This is a genomic window from Rhizobium sp. P38BS-XIX (genome assembly GCF_012641435.1).
In the GTDB taxonomy this organism is placed as follows: Bacteria; Pseudomonadota; Alphaproteobacteria; order Rhizobiales; family Rhizobiaceae; genus Rhizobium.
On record NZ_JABAIJ010000001.1, the window covers coordinates 1,844,492 to 1,860,152 of the forward strand.

The window sequence follows — 15,661 nt, forward strand, 5'->3', positions numbered from 1 at the left end:
CACCAGGCCGCCACATTCATTAAAATTCTTAGCAAAGTCTTACTATGTGCTTAGGCAATTTTTAAATGTGGCAAGATAGAGTGCCTCTCGTGGTCTTGAGTGTGTGTAGAGAGTCCAATGACCGAAATGATACGTCCCCGAGTGAAGTATGTCATCGGCCCCGATGGCAGCCCGCTGACGATAGCAGATCTTCCGCCGCCGAATACGCGCCGTTGGGTCATACGTCGTAAGGCAGAGGTTGTCGCCGCTGTGCGTGGTGGTCTGCTCAGCTTGGAAGAAGCTTGCGAACGTTATACGTTGACCGTCGAAGAGTTCCTCTCCTGGCAGTCGTCCATCAATACGCATGGCCTTGCAGGCCTTCGGACGACACGCATACAGCAGTATCGCCACTGACAGCGACAGCACGACCTTAATTCAATCTTTTCTTCGGGCCTCTTTCCTCGCGGAACAGAGGCCCGAATTGTTTGCACGCCGAATGCCCGGCCGGTCGTACCAGGCCTGTGCTTGAGGGCTTGGAGTGCTACGATTGATCCGCTGCAAGCGGAGAATCGAAACTGTGCTCCTTCATTCATTGCCGACGGTGATTACCCATAACTTTCACCCTGCAAGAGGCGCTTTCCGTAATGTCTGCTCGCTCCCACGCGATGATGCCGAGCGCATAATCGCTTCGATACGGCACGACGGACATGCCTATATTAACGGTGACTACTTCACTCGCAGATTGAAAACCGAGGATTGGCTCATTGCGGAACGCAGTCGAAAAATCGGCACAACGCGGTTGGAGCGTCCCATTTACTTCTTCCTCGGAAACATGGCCGACGGATGGGACGAATCCCGCCCGGCGTCCATCGTTCTTCCGCTTGCCATGTTCGATGCCGAGGCAATCACCTTCACCTTTCCCGACAGCATGACGAGTTGTCCATCAACAAACCGCGATGATTCCGGGACATGCCCATGGCGTGGAGATGTTTTCACACTGGCTGAAATAATCGAAATCGTTGAACGGCACGGCTTTCCCGATCCATCGCAGCCCAGGGAAAAGCGGGGACCGGATGCTTTCATCGAAGTTCAGATCTGGGATGATCGCCCTCTCGTCAAAAACGGCGTCTATCAAGGGTTGTAAATGAGAGATCCACGGTTGGCATCGTGTCGGGCAAATGCCATCCTTGCTGAATTCAACGCGATCACGGAGGCAGACCATGGATATCCGCAACGAAAACAATGCATCCGGCGGCCGGTATGTTGCAACGGTCGAAGGGCATGAGGCGGAGATGACGTTTTCCCGCACGTCGCCAAAGCTGATCATCATCGACCATACCGGCGTTCCCGACACCCTGCGCGGCAAGGGCGTGGGACAGGCCCTTGCTCTTCATGCCGTCGAAGAAGCGCGGCGCGGCGGCTGGAAGATCATTCCCCTTTGCCCGTTTTTCAAGGCGCAAGCGCAGCGTCATGACGATTGGCGCGATGTCATCAACGCCTAGGACTATCGCGGAAAAGTGTTCAGCTGCTTCGCGACGACGACACGTTTAAATCGAGGGGTGGCAGCGCAGGCGGCGAATCCTTGAGATCCCGCTGCACTTCAAGCCGGTCACCGGCATTGATGGAACCGACATCTTTTCAAGAACTTGCATTCTCGACAAATACAAAAAGCCCCGCATGGCCGGCCTCGTTATGGCCGGTCATGCGCGGCTTTCGTACCGCTCTCCTCAAATCCCGCATGGTCTGCATTCAGGCCGCTGATGCGCCGGAATGCTGCGTGTCCTTAGAGGAGGACAGCGCTTTCGACCTCAGGCACGCGCCCTGGCCGGACCTGAACCATCGCGCTCTTCAAGCGCTGCGGCTTTGGCATATTCGGCCTGCATGTCTTCAAGCGAGCTTTCCAACGCCTCTTCCTGAACCTGAAGCTCCCGGATCGACACCTGCAGGTTGTCCGCACGCTGGCGGGCGGCCTTGGCGAAGGTCGGGTAAGCAAAATGGTTCGGGTCGGCAATGCCGGACTTCTTCTCTTCCAGCACGATCTGGCTCTCCAGATCCTTTGTCATGCGGTCAAATTCCGCCATCATCATCTGCAGTTGTTGCAGCTGACGGCGTTTTTCGTTCACCTGAAACTCTTTCAGACGAACTAGGCTCTCACGTGACTTCATACGCATTACTCCCGTGATGCGAGACCCCGGCTCTCGATATTTCCCACCCGCCGCGCCGCTTTGAGACGGCTTGGTTAAAAAAAATTACAGCGATCTTAATAAAAGCCTACCGCTGGTAACCTTTCGTTTACGGGCATCGTTAATGATAGGCGCAATGATTTAAGGCTCGGTAAATGCTTCGGTCTGAATTCGACATCTTCGCATTCATGAGTCCGATGAATCATTTGGCGTGAATTCTTAAAGCGATACTTTAGGAGATGATTTTACTGATTGTCGTTGGAAAACAGTGCAATGGAAAAATTATTTAATAAATTCGATACGTCTTGCCAGAGTGAATCAGAATTTGTTAACCATTGCATGTCAGCTTCCAAATCAAGCAGTGATTTGATCGGTATCGCGTAACGGGACTGACGACCTTTCGGCGGCGGTAAAGGGGACAATTATGCGGGTTCTACTCATTGAAGACGATAGCGCGACAGCGCAGAGCATCGAGCTGATGCTCAAATCCGAAAGTTTCAACGTCTACACCACCGATCTCGGTGAAGAAGGCGTCGATCTCGGCAAGCTTTACGACTACGACATTATCCTTCTCGATCTTAACCTTCCGGATATGTCCGGCTACGAAGTGCTGCGCACGCTGCGCCTCTCGAAGGTCAAGACACCGATCCTCATCCTCTCCGGCATGGCCGGCATCGAGGACAAGGTTCGCGGCCTCGGCTTCGGCGCCGACGACTATATGACCAAGCCGTTCCACAAGGATGAGCTGGTTGCCCGCATCCACGCCATCGTTCGCCGCTCGAAGGGCCATGCCCAGTCGGTGATCATGACCGGCGAGCTGATCGTTAACCTCGACGCCAAGACCGTCGAAGTCGGCGGCCAGCGCGTGCACCTGACCGGCAAGGAATACCAGATGCTGGAGCTGCTCTCGCTCCGCAAGGGCACGACGCTCACCAAGGAAATGTTCCTCAACCACCTCTATGGTGGCATGGATGAGCCCGAACTGAAAATCATCGACGTCTTCATCTGCAAGCTGCGCAAGAAGCTCGCCAATGCAGCCGGCGGCGCCAACTATATCGAAACCGTCTGGGGCCGCGGCTACGTGCTGCGCGAGCCCGACAGCAACGATTTCGCCGAAAGCGCCTGAAGCCGCCTCCCCTTATTACCGCCGAACTATCGAAATCCCGCCTCCAAGGCGGGATTTTTCGTTGGCGCTAAAGCATGCCGCGAAGAATTGAGCCGTCACCGGTTGCGGCAGCGAGATACGCAGACCCGAAGAGTTAAAGAGCCGGAAACAATCCAAAAGCGCACAGCACGCTTCGGCCTGACAAAACAAAAGCCGCCTCGACCGGGCGGCGGCTGTTAATCTGATAGACCCATAAAATCAGGCAGCCGCGGCGCGGTTGCCAAAGATCGCGGTCAGGATCTTACGATCGAACGGCTTCAAGAGGAAATCCGTAGCGCCCGCCCGCTTTCCCGCCATCAGCTTGCGAAGATCAGCCTCGACGACGCAATAGTAGATTTTCACGTTCTTACCATCAGGCATGGCCCGGATGCTTGCGATCAGCTCGAGTGCACCCTCCATCCCGGCATCTACGATCAGATAGTCCGGAAGTTCGGCCTGGCAGCGCGCCAGTGCCTCGCGGGCATCGCCAGCTTCGCTCACGAGGAAATCCAGTTCAGACAGGATACGCTTGCCGACCTTGCGTACGACATCCGAACTATCCGTGATCATGAACCGCTGCATCTATGAGCTCCCTGGCACCATCGGCCACTGTTATCAGAACAGTAACCCCAAATTAGGACGATAGGACCAGCATGCTAAGGATTCGTTACCGCTACATTATCAAATGCGCGAGCACTTGAAAAATACACGCATTGAGCGACGAAACGAAAAGCCCGCGGCCAGGCGCTGACCACGGGCTAGATGTTCATGCGAGCAGATTCGCCTATTCAGCCGCGGCCATCACTGCGGTGAAGGTCAGCTCTTCCGGCGTCGCGTTATAGGAAATTTCCATACCGCTCTCATCGGCCAGCAGCACCGTGTAGTACGGCTGGATCGAATGGGCATCGATCGCTTCTTCCAGCGTACCGGAGCAGATCTCGGCGAATTTCGGCGGCACACGCATCAGCCGTCCCTTGACGGCGATCGTGAACTTCGCATCGAGTTCCGGGTTCTCCAACGTCACCTCGATGCTGCCGCCACGCGGGATGGCGCCATAAGCCACCAGAAAAAGGTTGAGCAATAGCTTGACGCGGTTCTTCGCGATGATGGCGCGCGGGCCGACCCAGGTCACCTCGGTCTTCTTTTCCGCAGCGGCGAAATCTTTCGCGGCGCGCTCGGCCTCGCCGGTATCGATCGACGCGCCGACCGAGCCGGAAGCACCGAACGCCAGGCGGGCGAATTTCAACCGCACCGATGCATTCAGTGCGCTGGTGCGGATCAGGTCCATCGCATCGGCGTCGGCACCACCCTCGTCGAGCAGCTCCAGGCCATTATTGATCGCTCCGACCGGCGAGATCACATCATGGCAGACGCGGCTGCATAGCAGCGCGGCCAGATCCGGTCCGGTCAGAGTGAGGTTTGGATTCTTCGACATTCATTGTCTCCTGAATGCTGATAAGGCGAAACGCAGTAGACTCCACGTTGCCACGGTAAGGTTGCCCGAGGATTGTCGCAGCCGGTGTACCGCGCGCCATAATGACACCATATTTGGTAAACCGATTGTTAAGACGATCCGCGCAAAATGCATTCATCACCATCAGACTTTTTCGCACGCGAATCGTTCTGCGATGGATGGACGGAATGGTCTGAAAGAGGGGTATGTCATGCACGGCATGTTCAGGCGAACATGGAGTGGGGCTTCCTCTATCGTACCGACCATGATGAACGGATGACTTTCATGCGCTATGAATTCCTGAAGAGAATGCCAGCCCCCGGCACCAGGACGCTCGGCCTTGGTCTGATCGTGGCCATCGCAGCATTCATGAGCTTCGTATTGCCGGCCCGTCAGGCGGCCGCGGCGCCGACCAATCAATATTCGGCGCAGGAAATCGTCGATGCCGGACATTCCTTCTTCGGCTCCACCAGTGGCGGTCTCGCCAAGGTGATCGAGCGGGCGTTTCAGCAATATGGCTTGCCGAACGGTTATATCCTCGGACAGGAAGGGTCCGGCGCCTTTCTGGCTGGCCTGACCTATGGCGAAGGGCAGCTGAACACCAAGAACGCCGGCGAGCATCCGCTTTATTGGCAGGGTCCGTCGCTCGGCCTTGACTACGGCGGCCAGGGCACGCGCGTCATGATGCTCGTCTACGACCTGCCGAGCATCGACAGCGTCTACACCCGCTTCGGCGGCGTCAGCGGCCAGGCCTTCGTTGTCGCCGGTTTCGGCATGACGGTTCTGAAGAACAACAATGTTGTCCTCGTTCCGATCCGCACCGGCCTCGGCGCGCGCCTCGGCATCAACATGGGCTATCTCAAGGTCACGCAGAATCCGACCTGGAACCCCTTCTGAGCGTGGAGCTTAATATCGCCTCCCAAGCAGCTCCTGCTCAGGCCCGCTTAGTTTGCGGGCCTTTTCTTTCAGTAAATCCGGCCGCGCCGGTAAACCATATCCGATTTAAACGCTTGCCCGCATGCCGAGCCCATGATTATTCATTTCATCCAGATCGAAAATAACACCAGGATACTGGCCGCGCCGTGATTCAATTTGCTCTATTGTTCGGATTGGGCTTTCTGACGGCCGCTCTTCTGGTCTTTATGATTGCGCCGGCAATCCATCGCCGCATCGTCTGGTTTACCGAGAAGCGCCTGAAGGCGACCATGCCGCTGAGCCCGCAAGAAGTGCGTGCGCAGAAGGACATGGCCCGCGCGCTTTTTGCCGCCGAAAATGCGAAGTCGGAACAGGCCCTAACACAGGAGCGCGACAAAACGGTCGCGCTGCAAATCCACAACGGCAAGCTTCAACAGGAAGCCAGCCGTCTTGCCGCCGGCAACGCCGAGTCTCAGACCCGTATCGAGGATCTCGAACAGGAAGCCGGCGAACTGCGTTCGCGTCTGCGGCATGAGGAGAGCTACATAAGTCAGCTCAAATCCAGCATTCACACGGCGGAACAGGCCAGCAGCGACAAGGAAAGCGATATCGACAGCTTGCGCAAGCGCATGACGAAAATGTCTGCCGACGCCGATAATCTGAAGATCGACCTCGCAACCCGCGAAACCGAAATCGAAAGCCTGAAGCTGCGCATCAACACCTTGCGCGACGAGCGCGACACGCTCCGCAAGGATCTGAACGCCGCAAGTCTGCGCGCTGCCGACGCCGAGCAGTCGCTTCGCCAGGAGAACGACAAGAGCAAGCGTCTGGAGGAGCGGCTCGGCCGGGAGATCGCCGGGAACGCAGACAAGGAAACCGCCATCGCGCGGCAGGCTCAGGACGTCGTTCGCCTGAAAGAACGCCTGGAAACTGCAGTCAACGACTCGAAAGAGGCTGGCAAGGCGCTGCGTGCTGCTGGTATTGCACCGGCAAGAAAACCGACCCGAACACCGAAAGTGTCCGCCGCATCGATGGTCAGGGATAGCGGCGACAAGACGATGAACTCAGCCGAACCGGAAAAGACCGTGGAAGACGATATTGCTCAGATGACGGAAGAGGTACGCAATCGGGCGGCCGCCCTGTCGGACCGATTGCTGAAAGCACGCTTGCCTGCGCATGAAGACGCCATACGCGAGGAAATCGCGACCATCGCCGCGAACATGGTGGCGCTGACGGCGCTGAAGGAAGGCGACACCTCACCGATCCTCAAGCTTTTTCCAACTGACAAGGATGGCGCCGAACAAGGCGCGCGCATCAGTCTCGCGGACCGGGTTGCTGCATTGTTGCCAAAGCACCCTAGCCCTTGAGGCCGGGGGACGCCTTCAGACTCGCTTGATCCTGGCCGCCATTTCGAACAGCGCAATGCCGCTGGCCGTGGCGACGTTGAGGCTATCGAGCCCCGGCGCCTGCGGAATCCGCACGCTGTCGAAGGCAGACAGAATGCTCTGCGGTAAACCTTCCCCTTCCGTGCCCACGACGAGCGCCATCCGCTTCGATGCCGGAATGTCGCGGATATCGACCACTCCGCGCGGCGACAGGCTCCAGATGGCAAAGCCGCGATCGGCCATCGCGGCAAGCAGATCGGTGTCTGTCGATTGCCTGCAATAGGGCATGGTCAGGACCGAACCAACCGAGACGCGCAAGGCCTTTCGGTACAGCGGATCGCAGCAACTCTCGTCAAGCAGCACCGCATCGGCGCCGAAGGCGGCGGCGTTGCGGAACATCGAGCCCATGTTGTCGTGGTTGGAGATGCCGCAGCCGGCAAGGACAAGCGCTTCAGGCGGCAGGCGATCGAGGAAGGCATCGAGCCCAGTTTCCGCCTTTCGGCGCCCCAGTGCCAGCACGCCGCGATGCAGGTGAAAGCCGACAACGCCGTCAAGCACATCGCTCGTGGCCACATAGACCGGTACCTCGGCGGGAAAGGTGTGAATGATATCGCTGAGCCCCGCGACACGGTTTGTCAGCAGCAGCACCTTTTCTGCAAAGAAATCCCCGCCATTTGCATGCGCGCCGGCAAGAAGCCTGAGAACGACGGTGCCCTCGGCGATGAACCGGCTTTCGCGTCCGGTCAGATCACGCTCGCGGATATCGCGAAATTCGGCGATACGCGGATCGTCGGGATGTGTGATCTCGATGAGCCGCCCGTGCGTCATTGCTCGCCCGTCAATTCGACAGTGAGATGGTCGCCACAACGCGGCCGATGCTGTAATCGAAGACGAACGCCTGAGGTTGGCCGCTGGCAAGCGTGCCGTAAAACAGAACCTGGTTGCCCGAAAGCGCCGTGGATTGCACCGTAAAGCCGGCTGGCAGCAGGGCGGTGACGGCCAAGGGCGAATCCGAGGGAATATTGGATGCCGCCTGCCCCACAGGCTTTGCCGATGGCTTCATCGTCTTGTAGACAACGGCACCGAAGACAGCCATAAGGCTCACCACCATGACGGCCGCGGACACGATCTGCAGGCGGATCATCTTGCGTCGGACTTTTTCCAGGGCCGGATCGAGGGGCTTCTCCTCTTGATCGTTGGGCTCGGGATTCGTCATCGATGCGTCCTTACTGGTTGAGAGCGCCGTCGAGCGCCGGAGAAATACATTTGAGCGACCCCTTTAAAGAAGCCGCGGGCAATAGAAAAGTCCTTACCGCCGATGAAAGTGCCGAAGGACGGCTCGATTCATGGCTGACGGCCGAGATTGGCGAGGAATTTTCCCGCAGCCGCGTGCAAGCCCTGATCAAGGATGGCGCGGTTCTGCTCAACTCGGCACCCGTCACGGATGCCAAGCGCAAGGTTCGTCCAGGCGATGTCTACGAGATCACTCTGCCCGAGCCCGAAGACCCGACACCGCAGGGCGAGGACATCCCGCTCGATGTGCTTTACGAGGATGAGGACGTCATCGTCATCTCCAAGCCCGCCGGACTTGTCGTCCATCCTGCGGCCGGCAACTGGACAGGCACGCTGGTCAATGCGCTGATATATCATTGCGGCGACAGCCTGTCCGGTATCGGTGGCGTACGCCGGCCGGGAATCGTCCATCGCCTGGACAAGGATACGACCGGTGTCATGGTTGTGGCCAAGAACGACGTCGCCCACAGACATCTGTCGGAGCAGTTTGCCGATCATGGCCGGACGACATCGCTGGAGCGCGCCTATCAGGCCATCGTCTGGGGCCGCCCTCGTCAACTCGTCGGCACCATCGACGCCCCCCTTGGCCGTTCGAGCAGCGATCGGACGCGCCGCGCCGTCAAGCGTCCGGATTCGAATGATGCCGATGAAGCGATCACGCATTACGAGGTGCTGGAGCGTTTCCACGAAGGTCAGGATGCGCTTGCCCTTGCTTCTCTGATCGAATGCCACCTTGAAACCGGGCGTACGCATCAGATTCGCGTGCACATGGCGCATATCGGCAACCCGCTGCTCGGCGATGCCGTTTACGGCGGAGGCTTCAAGACCAAGGCAAATCTGCTGCCCGAGGCTGCGAAGCAGGTCGTGAACCGCTTCCCGCGTCAGGCGCTGCATGCCTACATGCTGCAATTCGAACATCCGCGCACGGGCGAGATCATGCATTTCGAAGCGCCGCTGCCTGAGGATATGGAAGAACTGGCCGAAGCCCTGCGCGCCTAGGCGCCTCAAACTTTTCAATAAAGGGGCGGCTGGACGGATCCCGTAGCCGCCCTATATCGTCAGTCTGAATAGAACCGAATTCCGGTGCACCGCGGCCGTCAAAAACGTCAGAGCGTTTTGAAGGCAAGCATGGCTGAGGCCTGCATCGCCGGATCATTCGGGAGGACAATCCCAAGGGCGATGTCACGGCGAGACAATGGGTCACGCTGCTATAACACTTGCGTGACCGCATCCTTGAATCACGGTTTGGCCGTACTTATCTTTACATTGGTTCAGTGCGGGGTCCTAAAGACCCGTACGCCTTGGTCCGCTTCGCAGAAGGCGCGCAATTACGCCCCCCAGAAGGTACCAAATCTCGAATAGGAGGGTGCACAATCATGGCCCGTAATACCTTGCCATCCATTGCTGCCGGAGAAGCCGGCCTCAATCGTTATCTCGATGAAATCCGCAAGTTCCCGATGCTGGAACCGCAGGAAGAGTACATGCTCGCCAAGCGCTATGCGGAACATGCCGACCGTCAGGCAGCTCATCGTCTCGTGACGAGCCATTTGCGCCTCGTGGCGAAGATCGCCATGGGCTATCGCGGCTACGGCCTGCCGATCGGCGAAGTCGTGTCCGAAGGCAACGTCGGCCTGATGCAGGCCGTAAAGAAGTTCGATCCGGAACGCGGTTTCCGTCTTGCCACCTATGCCATGTGGTGGATCAAGGCCTCGATCCAGGAATATATCCTGCGTTCATGGTCGCTGGTGAAGATGGGTACGACCGCAAACCAGAAGCGCCTGTTCTTCAACCTGCGCCGCCTGAAGGGCCGTATCCAGGCCATCGATGACGGCGACTTGAAGCCGGAACACGTCACCGAGATCGCCACCAAGCTGAATGTCTCGGAAGAGGAAGTCGTATCGATGAACCGCCGCCTTTCGGGCGACGCTTCGCTGAACGCGCCGATCAAAGCCTCGGAAGGCGATTCCGGACAGTGGCAGGATTGGCTCGTTGACGATCACGACAGCCAGGAAGACGTGCTGATCGAACAGGACGAACTCGACACGCGTCGCCGCATGTTGGCGCGCGCCATGAGCGTCCTCAACGATCGCGAGCGCCGTATCTTCGAGGCTCGTCGCCTTGCGGAAGAGCCGGTAACGCTGGAAGATCTGTCGACGGAGTTCGATATCAGCCGCGAGCGCGTGCGCCAGATCGAAGTCCGCGCTTTCGAAAAGGTTCAAGAAGCCGTGCAGAAGGATGCGCTCGAGCGAGCCAAGGCACTGCGCGTCGTGGAAGCAACTGCTTAACCGCTTCGATAGATGAAAGCCAAAACAAAAGGCGGGCCGCAAAGCCCGCCTTTTTCGTATTCATCATTCGGCGATGTCGGCCTTACTGACCGCTTGAAGCAACGCCGCCCAACGCCTGCCACTCGCTGATCGCCTTGTTGAAGGCATCGGTGCCGGTCGGGCCCTTCTCCATGGTCAGCAAGGCGCGGCGACCATTGCGGTAGACCACGGGGATATCGATCCAGTTGCGGTTCTTCAGCAGGTCGAGGTTGGTCTTGCGCGCATCCGGGAAGTCGTTGAGCGCGACCATATAGACATCGTCGGTGACCTTGGCCGGAACGGCGATAAGGGCGTCACCGCGATCCTGCTCGGTTGCCTTCAACGCAACGCGCTGAACATTGTCGATCGCTCCCCCTTCGAAATTCGGCGGCACCTGGAAAGCAAGCTCGATCAGGTGGCTTGCCGGCAGCGAGGAGTCCGAATTGCGGGATACGGTGATCGTGGCGGTCAACCCACGTTCAGGAACATTGATCAGCCCCTGTACGGAAGGCTCAGGCCTGCCATCGGCACCCTTGCCCTCCTGAAGCGACCAGCTGACGGTGCCCTGGAACGCGGCCGGCGACGTCTGGCCGAGACGTTCCTCATAAAGGAAGACCTTCTGCCCGTCCGTGACCGGCGCCGTCTGCTGCGTGACAGGCGGAGGTTGATTGGCGGCAGCCTGCGGCTGATTGGTTGCAGGGGGCTGCTGCTGGTCGGTCGTGGCCGGAGCCGTCGCGGCAGGAGCCTGTGCCTGTGCCTGTGGCTGAGCCTGCGGGGCAGCCGCATTGTTCGTCTGCGGAGCAGCCGTTGCCGGCGAATTTGCCGCGCTGGCCGGTGGCGTTGCAGAAGCGACGTTCTGCTCTGCTATCGACTTGCCTTCGGCCACGTTAGGCTGACCGGTCGGTGCAGGACCTTCGTCCTCCTCCGTTCCGTCGGCGTGAAGGCGCTGCGTGAACTTCGTGTTGACCGTGTTGGGGTCACTGTTGACAGCAGCAACGTCCGTATTGCCGGCACCCGGAGGAGTAACAGCGGCAGTGTTGCCTTGCGGCGCAGCTGTCGAAGGCTGGTTCGGAGCAACCGCGTTATTGTTTGCTGTATTGGTTTTCGCCGTCTCGGACGCGGGAGGCGTTGTCGCGCTCTTTGGCGCAGAGCTCACCAGCTTTGCCACCATGTTGTTGAGAGCGTCACGATTGAGCCACGCCGCGTAACCACCGCCCGCCAGGATTGCAAGCACCACCAGCGCAACGATGATCCCGGTCACGTTGACGCGGCGGCGCTTCGGCTCCATGCGGAAGCTCTTGCCCTGCAGCTTGGCAGCCATGGCCTGATCGAGATCGGGGTTGATGGAAGAACCACCCCGCACATCGTCGGCCCGCTTGTCGAAGCCGGCAAGTTCCTTGAGCTCCCGCCAGCCGTCATTCCCGGTGTCGCCGTCAGGCGCTGTCTTGCGGGGCGAATGCACGTCGGCGAACAGATCGACATCTTCAAAGGCGTTATCCGGCATCTGCCGTGCCGCAGGCTGGGCGAGCTGGGTCGACTGCGGAGCCGCAGGAACGGGCTGCATTTCCTCAAAGACATCCGCATCCCAGACGAAGCCCTTGTTCGGCGCGGGCGCCGGCGAGACCTTCGCGGGTTCGAATGGCTCGACCGGCTTTCCGAACGGCGCCTCGGTAAAAGCTGCGGCCGGCATGGTCGGTTCATCGACGTAAGGAGCCTGGGGCTCCGGTGCCGTGTGCCGCGTCGGCGCATCAACCTCGGCCCAAATCTGATCGACCTGACTTATGACATCGTCGACCGGCACCTTTTCGGTCCGCGCCGCAGGAGCGGCGTGAACGGGCTCGGGAGCAACCGGCGCAGCCTCGACGTGAGGTTGCACTTCCTCATGATGAACTTGAGGCTCTTCATGATAAACAGGCTCGAGAGCCGGTTCTTCGTAAACTTCTGGAGGATGCTGAGCTGCCGCGTGCTTTTCTTCTTCGTAAGGCGCCTGCCAATGCTCGGCCGGCTCTGGCTCATGCACCGGTTCCGGCTCGGCATGTGCGGCAGGCTCTTCGTATGCAGGTTCCTCATAAACCGGTTGAGGAGCGCTTGGCTCCTCATGGGCATGAACTTCTTCCGCCGCTGCCGGCTCCGGCTCTTCTACGTGAGGTTCCGCATGTGCCTCTTCGGCGGCATGGGTCTCGGGAGCAGGCTCCTGAACCGTGGCCCCATGTTCGACCGCCGCTTCTTCGGCTGCCGGCAATGCCTCGGCATGTTCGGCTTCGACCTCGACGATCGCAGCTTCGAGCTTGTCCAGCTGGCGGCGCAGCATTTCCTCGGGCGGGCGCGGCTTCATGCTCTCGAGCTGCCGCTGAACGGCACCACGAGCTCGATCGTAAACCTTGACCCGCATCTCGGGAGTATTGTCCGTCAGGCCGTCAACGGCCCGTCGAATGACTGCTACAAAATCCGCCATCAGTACTTTCTCATGATACCCGGCGGGCGGCCGGGCGGGGATTCGTCATAGGTTCGTGACTTTAGCCCTCAAAGGGGTCTGTCACAAGTATGGTGTCCTCACGCTCAGGGCTGGTTGAAAGCATTGCCACCGGCGCGCCGATCAGCTCTTCCACCTGACGGACATACTTGATCGCCTGCGCTGGCAGATCGGCCCATTTGCGTGCACCGACGGTCGACTGCTTCCAGCCTTCGAGCGTGATGTAGATCGGCTCGACGCGCGCCTGAGCCGCCTGGCTCGACGGCAGATAGTCGATTTCCTTACCGTCAAGCTTGTAGCCGACGCAAATCTTCAACTCGTCGAGACCGTCGAGAACGTCGAGCTTGGTCAGCGCAATGCCGGTAATGCCCGAGGTCTTGACGGTCTGGCGCACCAGCACGGCATCGAACCAGCCGCAGCGACGGGGGCGACCGGTATTGACGCCGACTTCGCGGCCGACGGTCGACAGATGCTTGCCGATCTCGTCATGCAACTCGCAGGGGAACGGTCCCTCGCCGACGCGGGTCGTATAGGCCTTGGTGATCCCAAGCACATAGCCGAGCGCCGTCGGGCCGAGACCCGAGCCGGCGGCAGCCTGACCGGCAACCGTGTTCGAAGACGTCACGAACGGATAGGTGCCGTGATCGTTGTCGAGCAGCGCGCCCTGCGCACCTTCGAACAGAATGCGAGCGCCAGCCTTGCGCTGTTCGTCGAGCAACCGCCAGACCTGATCGATGTAGGGGAGAATGTGCTCCGCAACGGAGGTCAGTTCGTTGTGCAGCGTGTCGAAGGAAATCTCATCGAGACCCATGCCGCGGCGCAAGGCATTGTGGTGCGTCAGAAGCCGGTCGATCTTGGCCGGCAGCGTATCCGGTTCTGCAAGGTCGATGACGCGGATGGCGCGGCGGCCGACCTTGTCTTCATAGGCAGGACCGATGCCGCGGCGCGTCGTACCGATCTTCGTGCCGCTGTTGGAGGCGGCATCTTCGCGCAAAGCGTCGAGATCGCGATGCAGCGACAGGATCAAAGGCGCGTTTTCTGCAATGCGCAGGACGTCCGGAGTGACAGCGATGCCCTGGGCACGCAGCTTGTCGACTTCCGCAACGAAATGGTGGGGATCGACGACGACGCCGTTGCCGATGACGCTGAGCTTGCCACGCACGAGACCGGAAGGAAGCAGCGCCAGCTTGTAGCTGACACCATCGACGACAAGCGTATGACCGGCATTATGACCGCCCTGAAAGCGTACAATCACATCGGCGCGTTCCGAAAGCCAGTCGACAATCTTGCCTTTGCCTTCGTCACCCCATTGCGAGCCGATCACTACAACATTCGTCATTTATCCATTCCCGCTTCCTGCGCGCGGCGGCGCGCCTTGCTCAAACCCGCGCATCTATAAAGCTTTGTTTTTGGGAAAGCGACCCTGTTGTCCCAGGAGATTCGGCTTTTTGCATGACGAATCAGCGCCTCCAACAGGATTTTTCCCGTTGAGAGGCCGGACAGGCGCGTGAAGCAACCTTGCCCGACCCGGAGCGATCCACTCTCAAACGCCGGGTTTGTGCGCGACGACATGGAAATATTCATGATCCGCCGAGGCGACCTCACCGATTGCATTCCCATCCAGATCGAGCAGCAACGCCGGCTTTGCAAAGCCGGCTTCGGCCAGTTGAGACTGCACCTGCGCGGGTGTCGTCGCATAGACCATCACGCCGAAATCGTGGGCGCCGTGCAACAGCACGGCATGCTCGCCGTCACGCTGTTCGAGCGGCCTCAACCGGCGCTGCCGCAAAGTGCCGGAAATACGGCCCTCGACATAGCGAAGCGTCCTCAGGCCAAGACGTACGGGATTGGATGTCCATTCCAGCCGCCGATAGTCGACACGATGCTCAAAGCCTCCCCAGCCGCGATGAAACGTGGAGAAGACGAAGGCGCCACCCGGAACAAGCACGCGGGCTGCTTCATGCAGCACGGCAAGCCGACCGGGAGCATCGACGGAATCGATGCCGTTGTAGCTGAAGACAACGAGATCAAAGCTGGCATCCGCAAACGCCGACAGATCACGCGCATCCATGACCTTGAAATCAAGATCCGGGTGATTTCGACGGCAAAGCGAGACCATCTCCGGCGTATAATCCACGCCGACATAGTCGCTGGCAATTGCACGCAGGAGATTGGCTGTGCGGCCCCCACCGACACCAATATCAAGAATGCGTCCCCTGCCCTTTTGCGGGGTAGCGATGGCAAAGGCGGCACGTTCGCCTTCGTTAAGATGACCGCTGCTGCGACGATAATCCCGTAAAGCCCATGGATTACGCCAGGTCTGGCGGTTGATGGTTTCCATTACATGCATAACCGGACTCCAATTCAGAAAATGAACATATCATTGCCCAATTTTCCCCTCGGCGGCCCCGGATGTTCTATATAGCGGCCAAGCTGCGGATGCAGCACCACATGGCCGGTTAAAGCCCTGATACGGCCATTAATCGTTTGTTAAGGTTAATATCGCCGCCGCGCTACCGGCCGGAATGAAGAT

The 15,661-nt window shown here is 59.1% G+C and carries 16 protein-coding genes; 8 read left to right on the top strand and 8 right to left on the bottom strand.

All coding sequences use genetic code 11. The features are described from left to right. The first annotated feature begins 117 nt into the window (after positions 1-117). The 3 genes from HGP17_RS08940 to HGP17_RS08950 all read left to right on the top strand — a co-directional run bounded on the left by HGP17_RS08940 (position 118) and on the right by HGP17_RS08950 (position 1,481). Positions 118-393: a DUF1153 domain-containing protein gene (locus tag HGP17_RS08940; protein WP_004107124.1), complete on the top strand. Its 276-nt coding sequence runs from the start codon at positions 118-120 to the stop codon at positions 391-393. A 133-nt stretch (positions 394-526) separates the two neighbouring features. Further along, on the top strand, positions 527-1,123 hold the full coding sequence (locus tag HGP17_RS08945; RefSeq protein WP_168807932.1) for a hypothetical protein: 597 nt from the start codon (positions 527-529) through the stop codon (positions 1,121-1,123). A 76-nt stretch (positions 1,124-1,199) separates the two neighbouring features. Further along, positions 1,200-1,481 carry a GNAT family N-acetyltransferase gene (locus tag HGP17_RS08950; RefSeq protein WP_168807933.1) on the top strand — a complete coding sequence of 94 codons (282 nt, stop codon included), beginning with the start codon at positions 1,200-1,202 and terminating at the stop codon, positions 1,479-1,481. A gap of 306 nt (positions 1,482-1,787) precedes the next feature. Here the strand turns inward: HGP17_RS08950 and HGP17_RS08955 are convergent, their stop codons facing one another. After that, a complete protein-coding gene (locus tag HGP17_RS08955; protein ID WP_168807935.1) occupies positions 1,788-2,144 on the bottom strand; it encodes a flagellar export protein FliJ in 357 nt (118 codons plus the stop codon). 442 nt (positions 2,145-2,586) lie between these two features. Between HGP17_RS08955 and ctrA the strand changes: the two genes are divergently transcribed. Then, positions 2,587-3,288, top strand: coding sequence for a cell cycle two-component system response regulator CtrA (gene ctrA, locus HGP17_RS08960; protein ID WP_004116994.1), 702 nt, complete (start codon positions 2,587-2,589; stop codon positions 3,286-3,288). A 237-nt stretch (positions 3,289-3,525) separates the two neighbouring features. Here the strand turns inward: ctrA and HGP17_RS08965 are convergent, their stop codons facing one another. After that, the gene (locus HGP17_RS08965) at positions 3,526-3,888 is read right to left on the bottom strand and encodes a response regulator (protein WP_168807936.1); all 363 of its coding nucleotides are present in this window, start codon (positions 3,886-3,888) and stop codon (positions 3,526-3,528) included. Positions 3,889-4,090: 202 nt separating this feature from the next. Continuing rightward, positions 4,091-4,741 (bottom strand): histidine phosphotransferase family protein, encoded by a 651-nt coding sequence (locus tag HGP17_RS08970; protein ID WP_168807938.1) that lies wholly within the window; start codon positions 4,739-4,741, stop codon positions 4,091-4,093. 387 nt (positions 4,742-5,128) lie between these two features. Between HGP17_RS08970 and HGP17_RS08975 the strand changes: the two genes are divergently transcribed. Both HGP17_RS08975 and HGP17_RS08980 read left to right on the top strand, forming a co-directional pair. Further along, on the top strand, positions 5,129-5,656 hold the full coding sequence (locus HGP17_RS08975; RefSeq protein WP_246704003.1) for an EipA family protein: 528 nt from the start codon (positions 5,129-5,131) through the stop codon (positions 5,654-5,656). Positions 5,657-5,841: 185 nt separating this feature from the next. Beyond that, on the top strand, positions 5,842-7,041 hold the full coding sequence (locus tag HGP17_RS08980) for a hypothetical protein (RefSeq protein ID WP_168807942.1): 1,200 nt from the start codon (positions 5,842-5,844) through the stop codon (positions 7,039-7,041). A gap of 15 nt (positions 7,042-7,056) precedes the next feature. Here the strand turns inward: HGP17_RS08980 and HGP17_RS08985 are convergent, their stop codons facing one another. Together HGP17_RS08985 and HGP17_RS08990 are read right to left on the bottom strand one after the other, a co-directional pair. Next, positions 7,057-7,887 (bottom strand): RNA methyltransferase, encoded by an 831-nt coding sequence (locus HGP17_RS08985; protein WP_168807944.1) that lies wholly within the window; start codon positions 7,885-7,887, stop codon positions 7,057-7,059. A gap of 10 nt (positions 7,888-7,897) precedes the next feature. Next, positions 7,898-8,275, bottom strand: a complete 378-nt coding sequence (locus HGP17_RS08990) for a hypothetical protein (RefSeq protein WP_168807946.1) — start codon at positions 8,273-8,275, stop codon at positions 7,898-7,900. 50 nt (positions 8,276-8,325) lie between these two features. On the opposite strand from HGP17_RS08990, the gene HGP17_RS08995 reads away from it, so the two are divergent. Further along, positions 8,326-9,351 (top strand): RluA family pseudouridine synthase, encoded by a 1,026-nt coding sequence (locus HGP17_RS08995; RefSeq protein ID WP_168807948.1) that lies wholly within the window; start codon positions 8,326-8,328, stop codon positions 9,349-9,351. A 377-nt stretch (positions 9,352-9,728) separates the two neighbouring features. Continuing rightward, positions 9,729-10,637: an RNA polymerase sigma factor RpoH gene (gene rpoH / locus HGP17_RS09000; RefSeq protein WP_168807950.1), complete on the top strand. Its 909-nt coding sequence runs from the start codon at positions 9,729-9,731 to the stop codon at positions 10,635-10,637. 82 nt (positions 10,638-10,719) lie between these two features. Here rpoH and HGP17_RS09005 read toward each other — a convergent pair whose 3' ends face one another. The 3 genes from HGP17_RS09005 to HGP17_RS09015 form a co-directional block, all read right to left on the bottom strand. Next, a complete protein-coding gene (locus tag HGP17_RS09005; RefSeq protein ID WP_168807952.1) occupies positions 10,720-13,110 on the bottom strand; it encodes a hypothetical protein in 2,391 nt (796 codons plus the stop codon). 61 nt (positions 13,111-13,171) lie between these two features. Continuing rightward, complete coding sequence (locus HGP17_RS09010; RefSeq protein ID WP_168807954.1) at positions 13,172-14,467, bottom strand: adenylosuccinate synthase; 1,296 nt, start codon at positions 14,465-14,467, stop codon at positions 13,172-13,174. 204 nt (positions 14,468-14,671) lie between these two features. Further along, positions 14,672-15,478: a class I SAM-dependent methyltransferase gene (locus HGP17_RS09015; RefSeq protein ID WP_168807956.1), complete on the bottom strand. Its 807-nt coding sequence runs from the start codon at positions 15,476-15,478 to the stop codon at positions 14,672-14,674. Between the last annotated feature and the right edge of the window lie 183 nt (positions 15,479-15,661).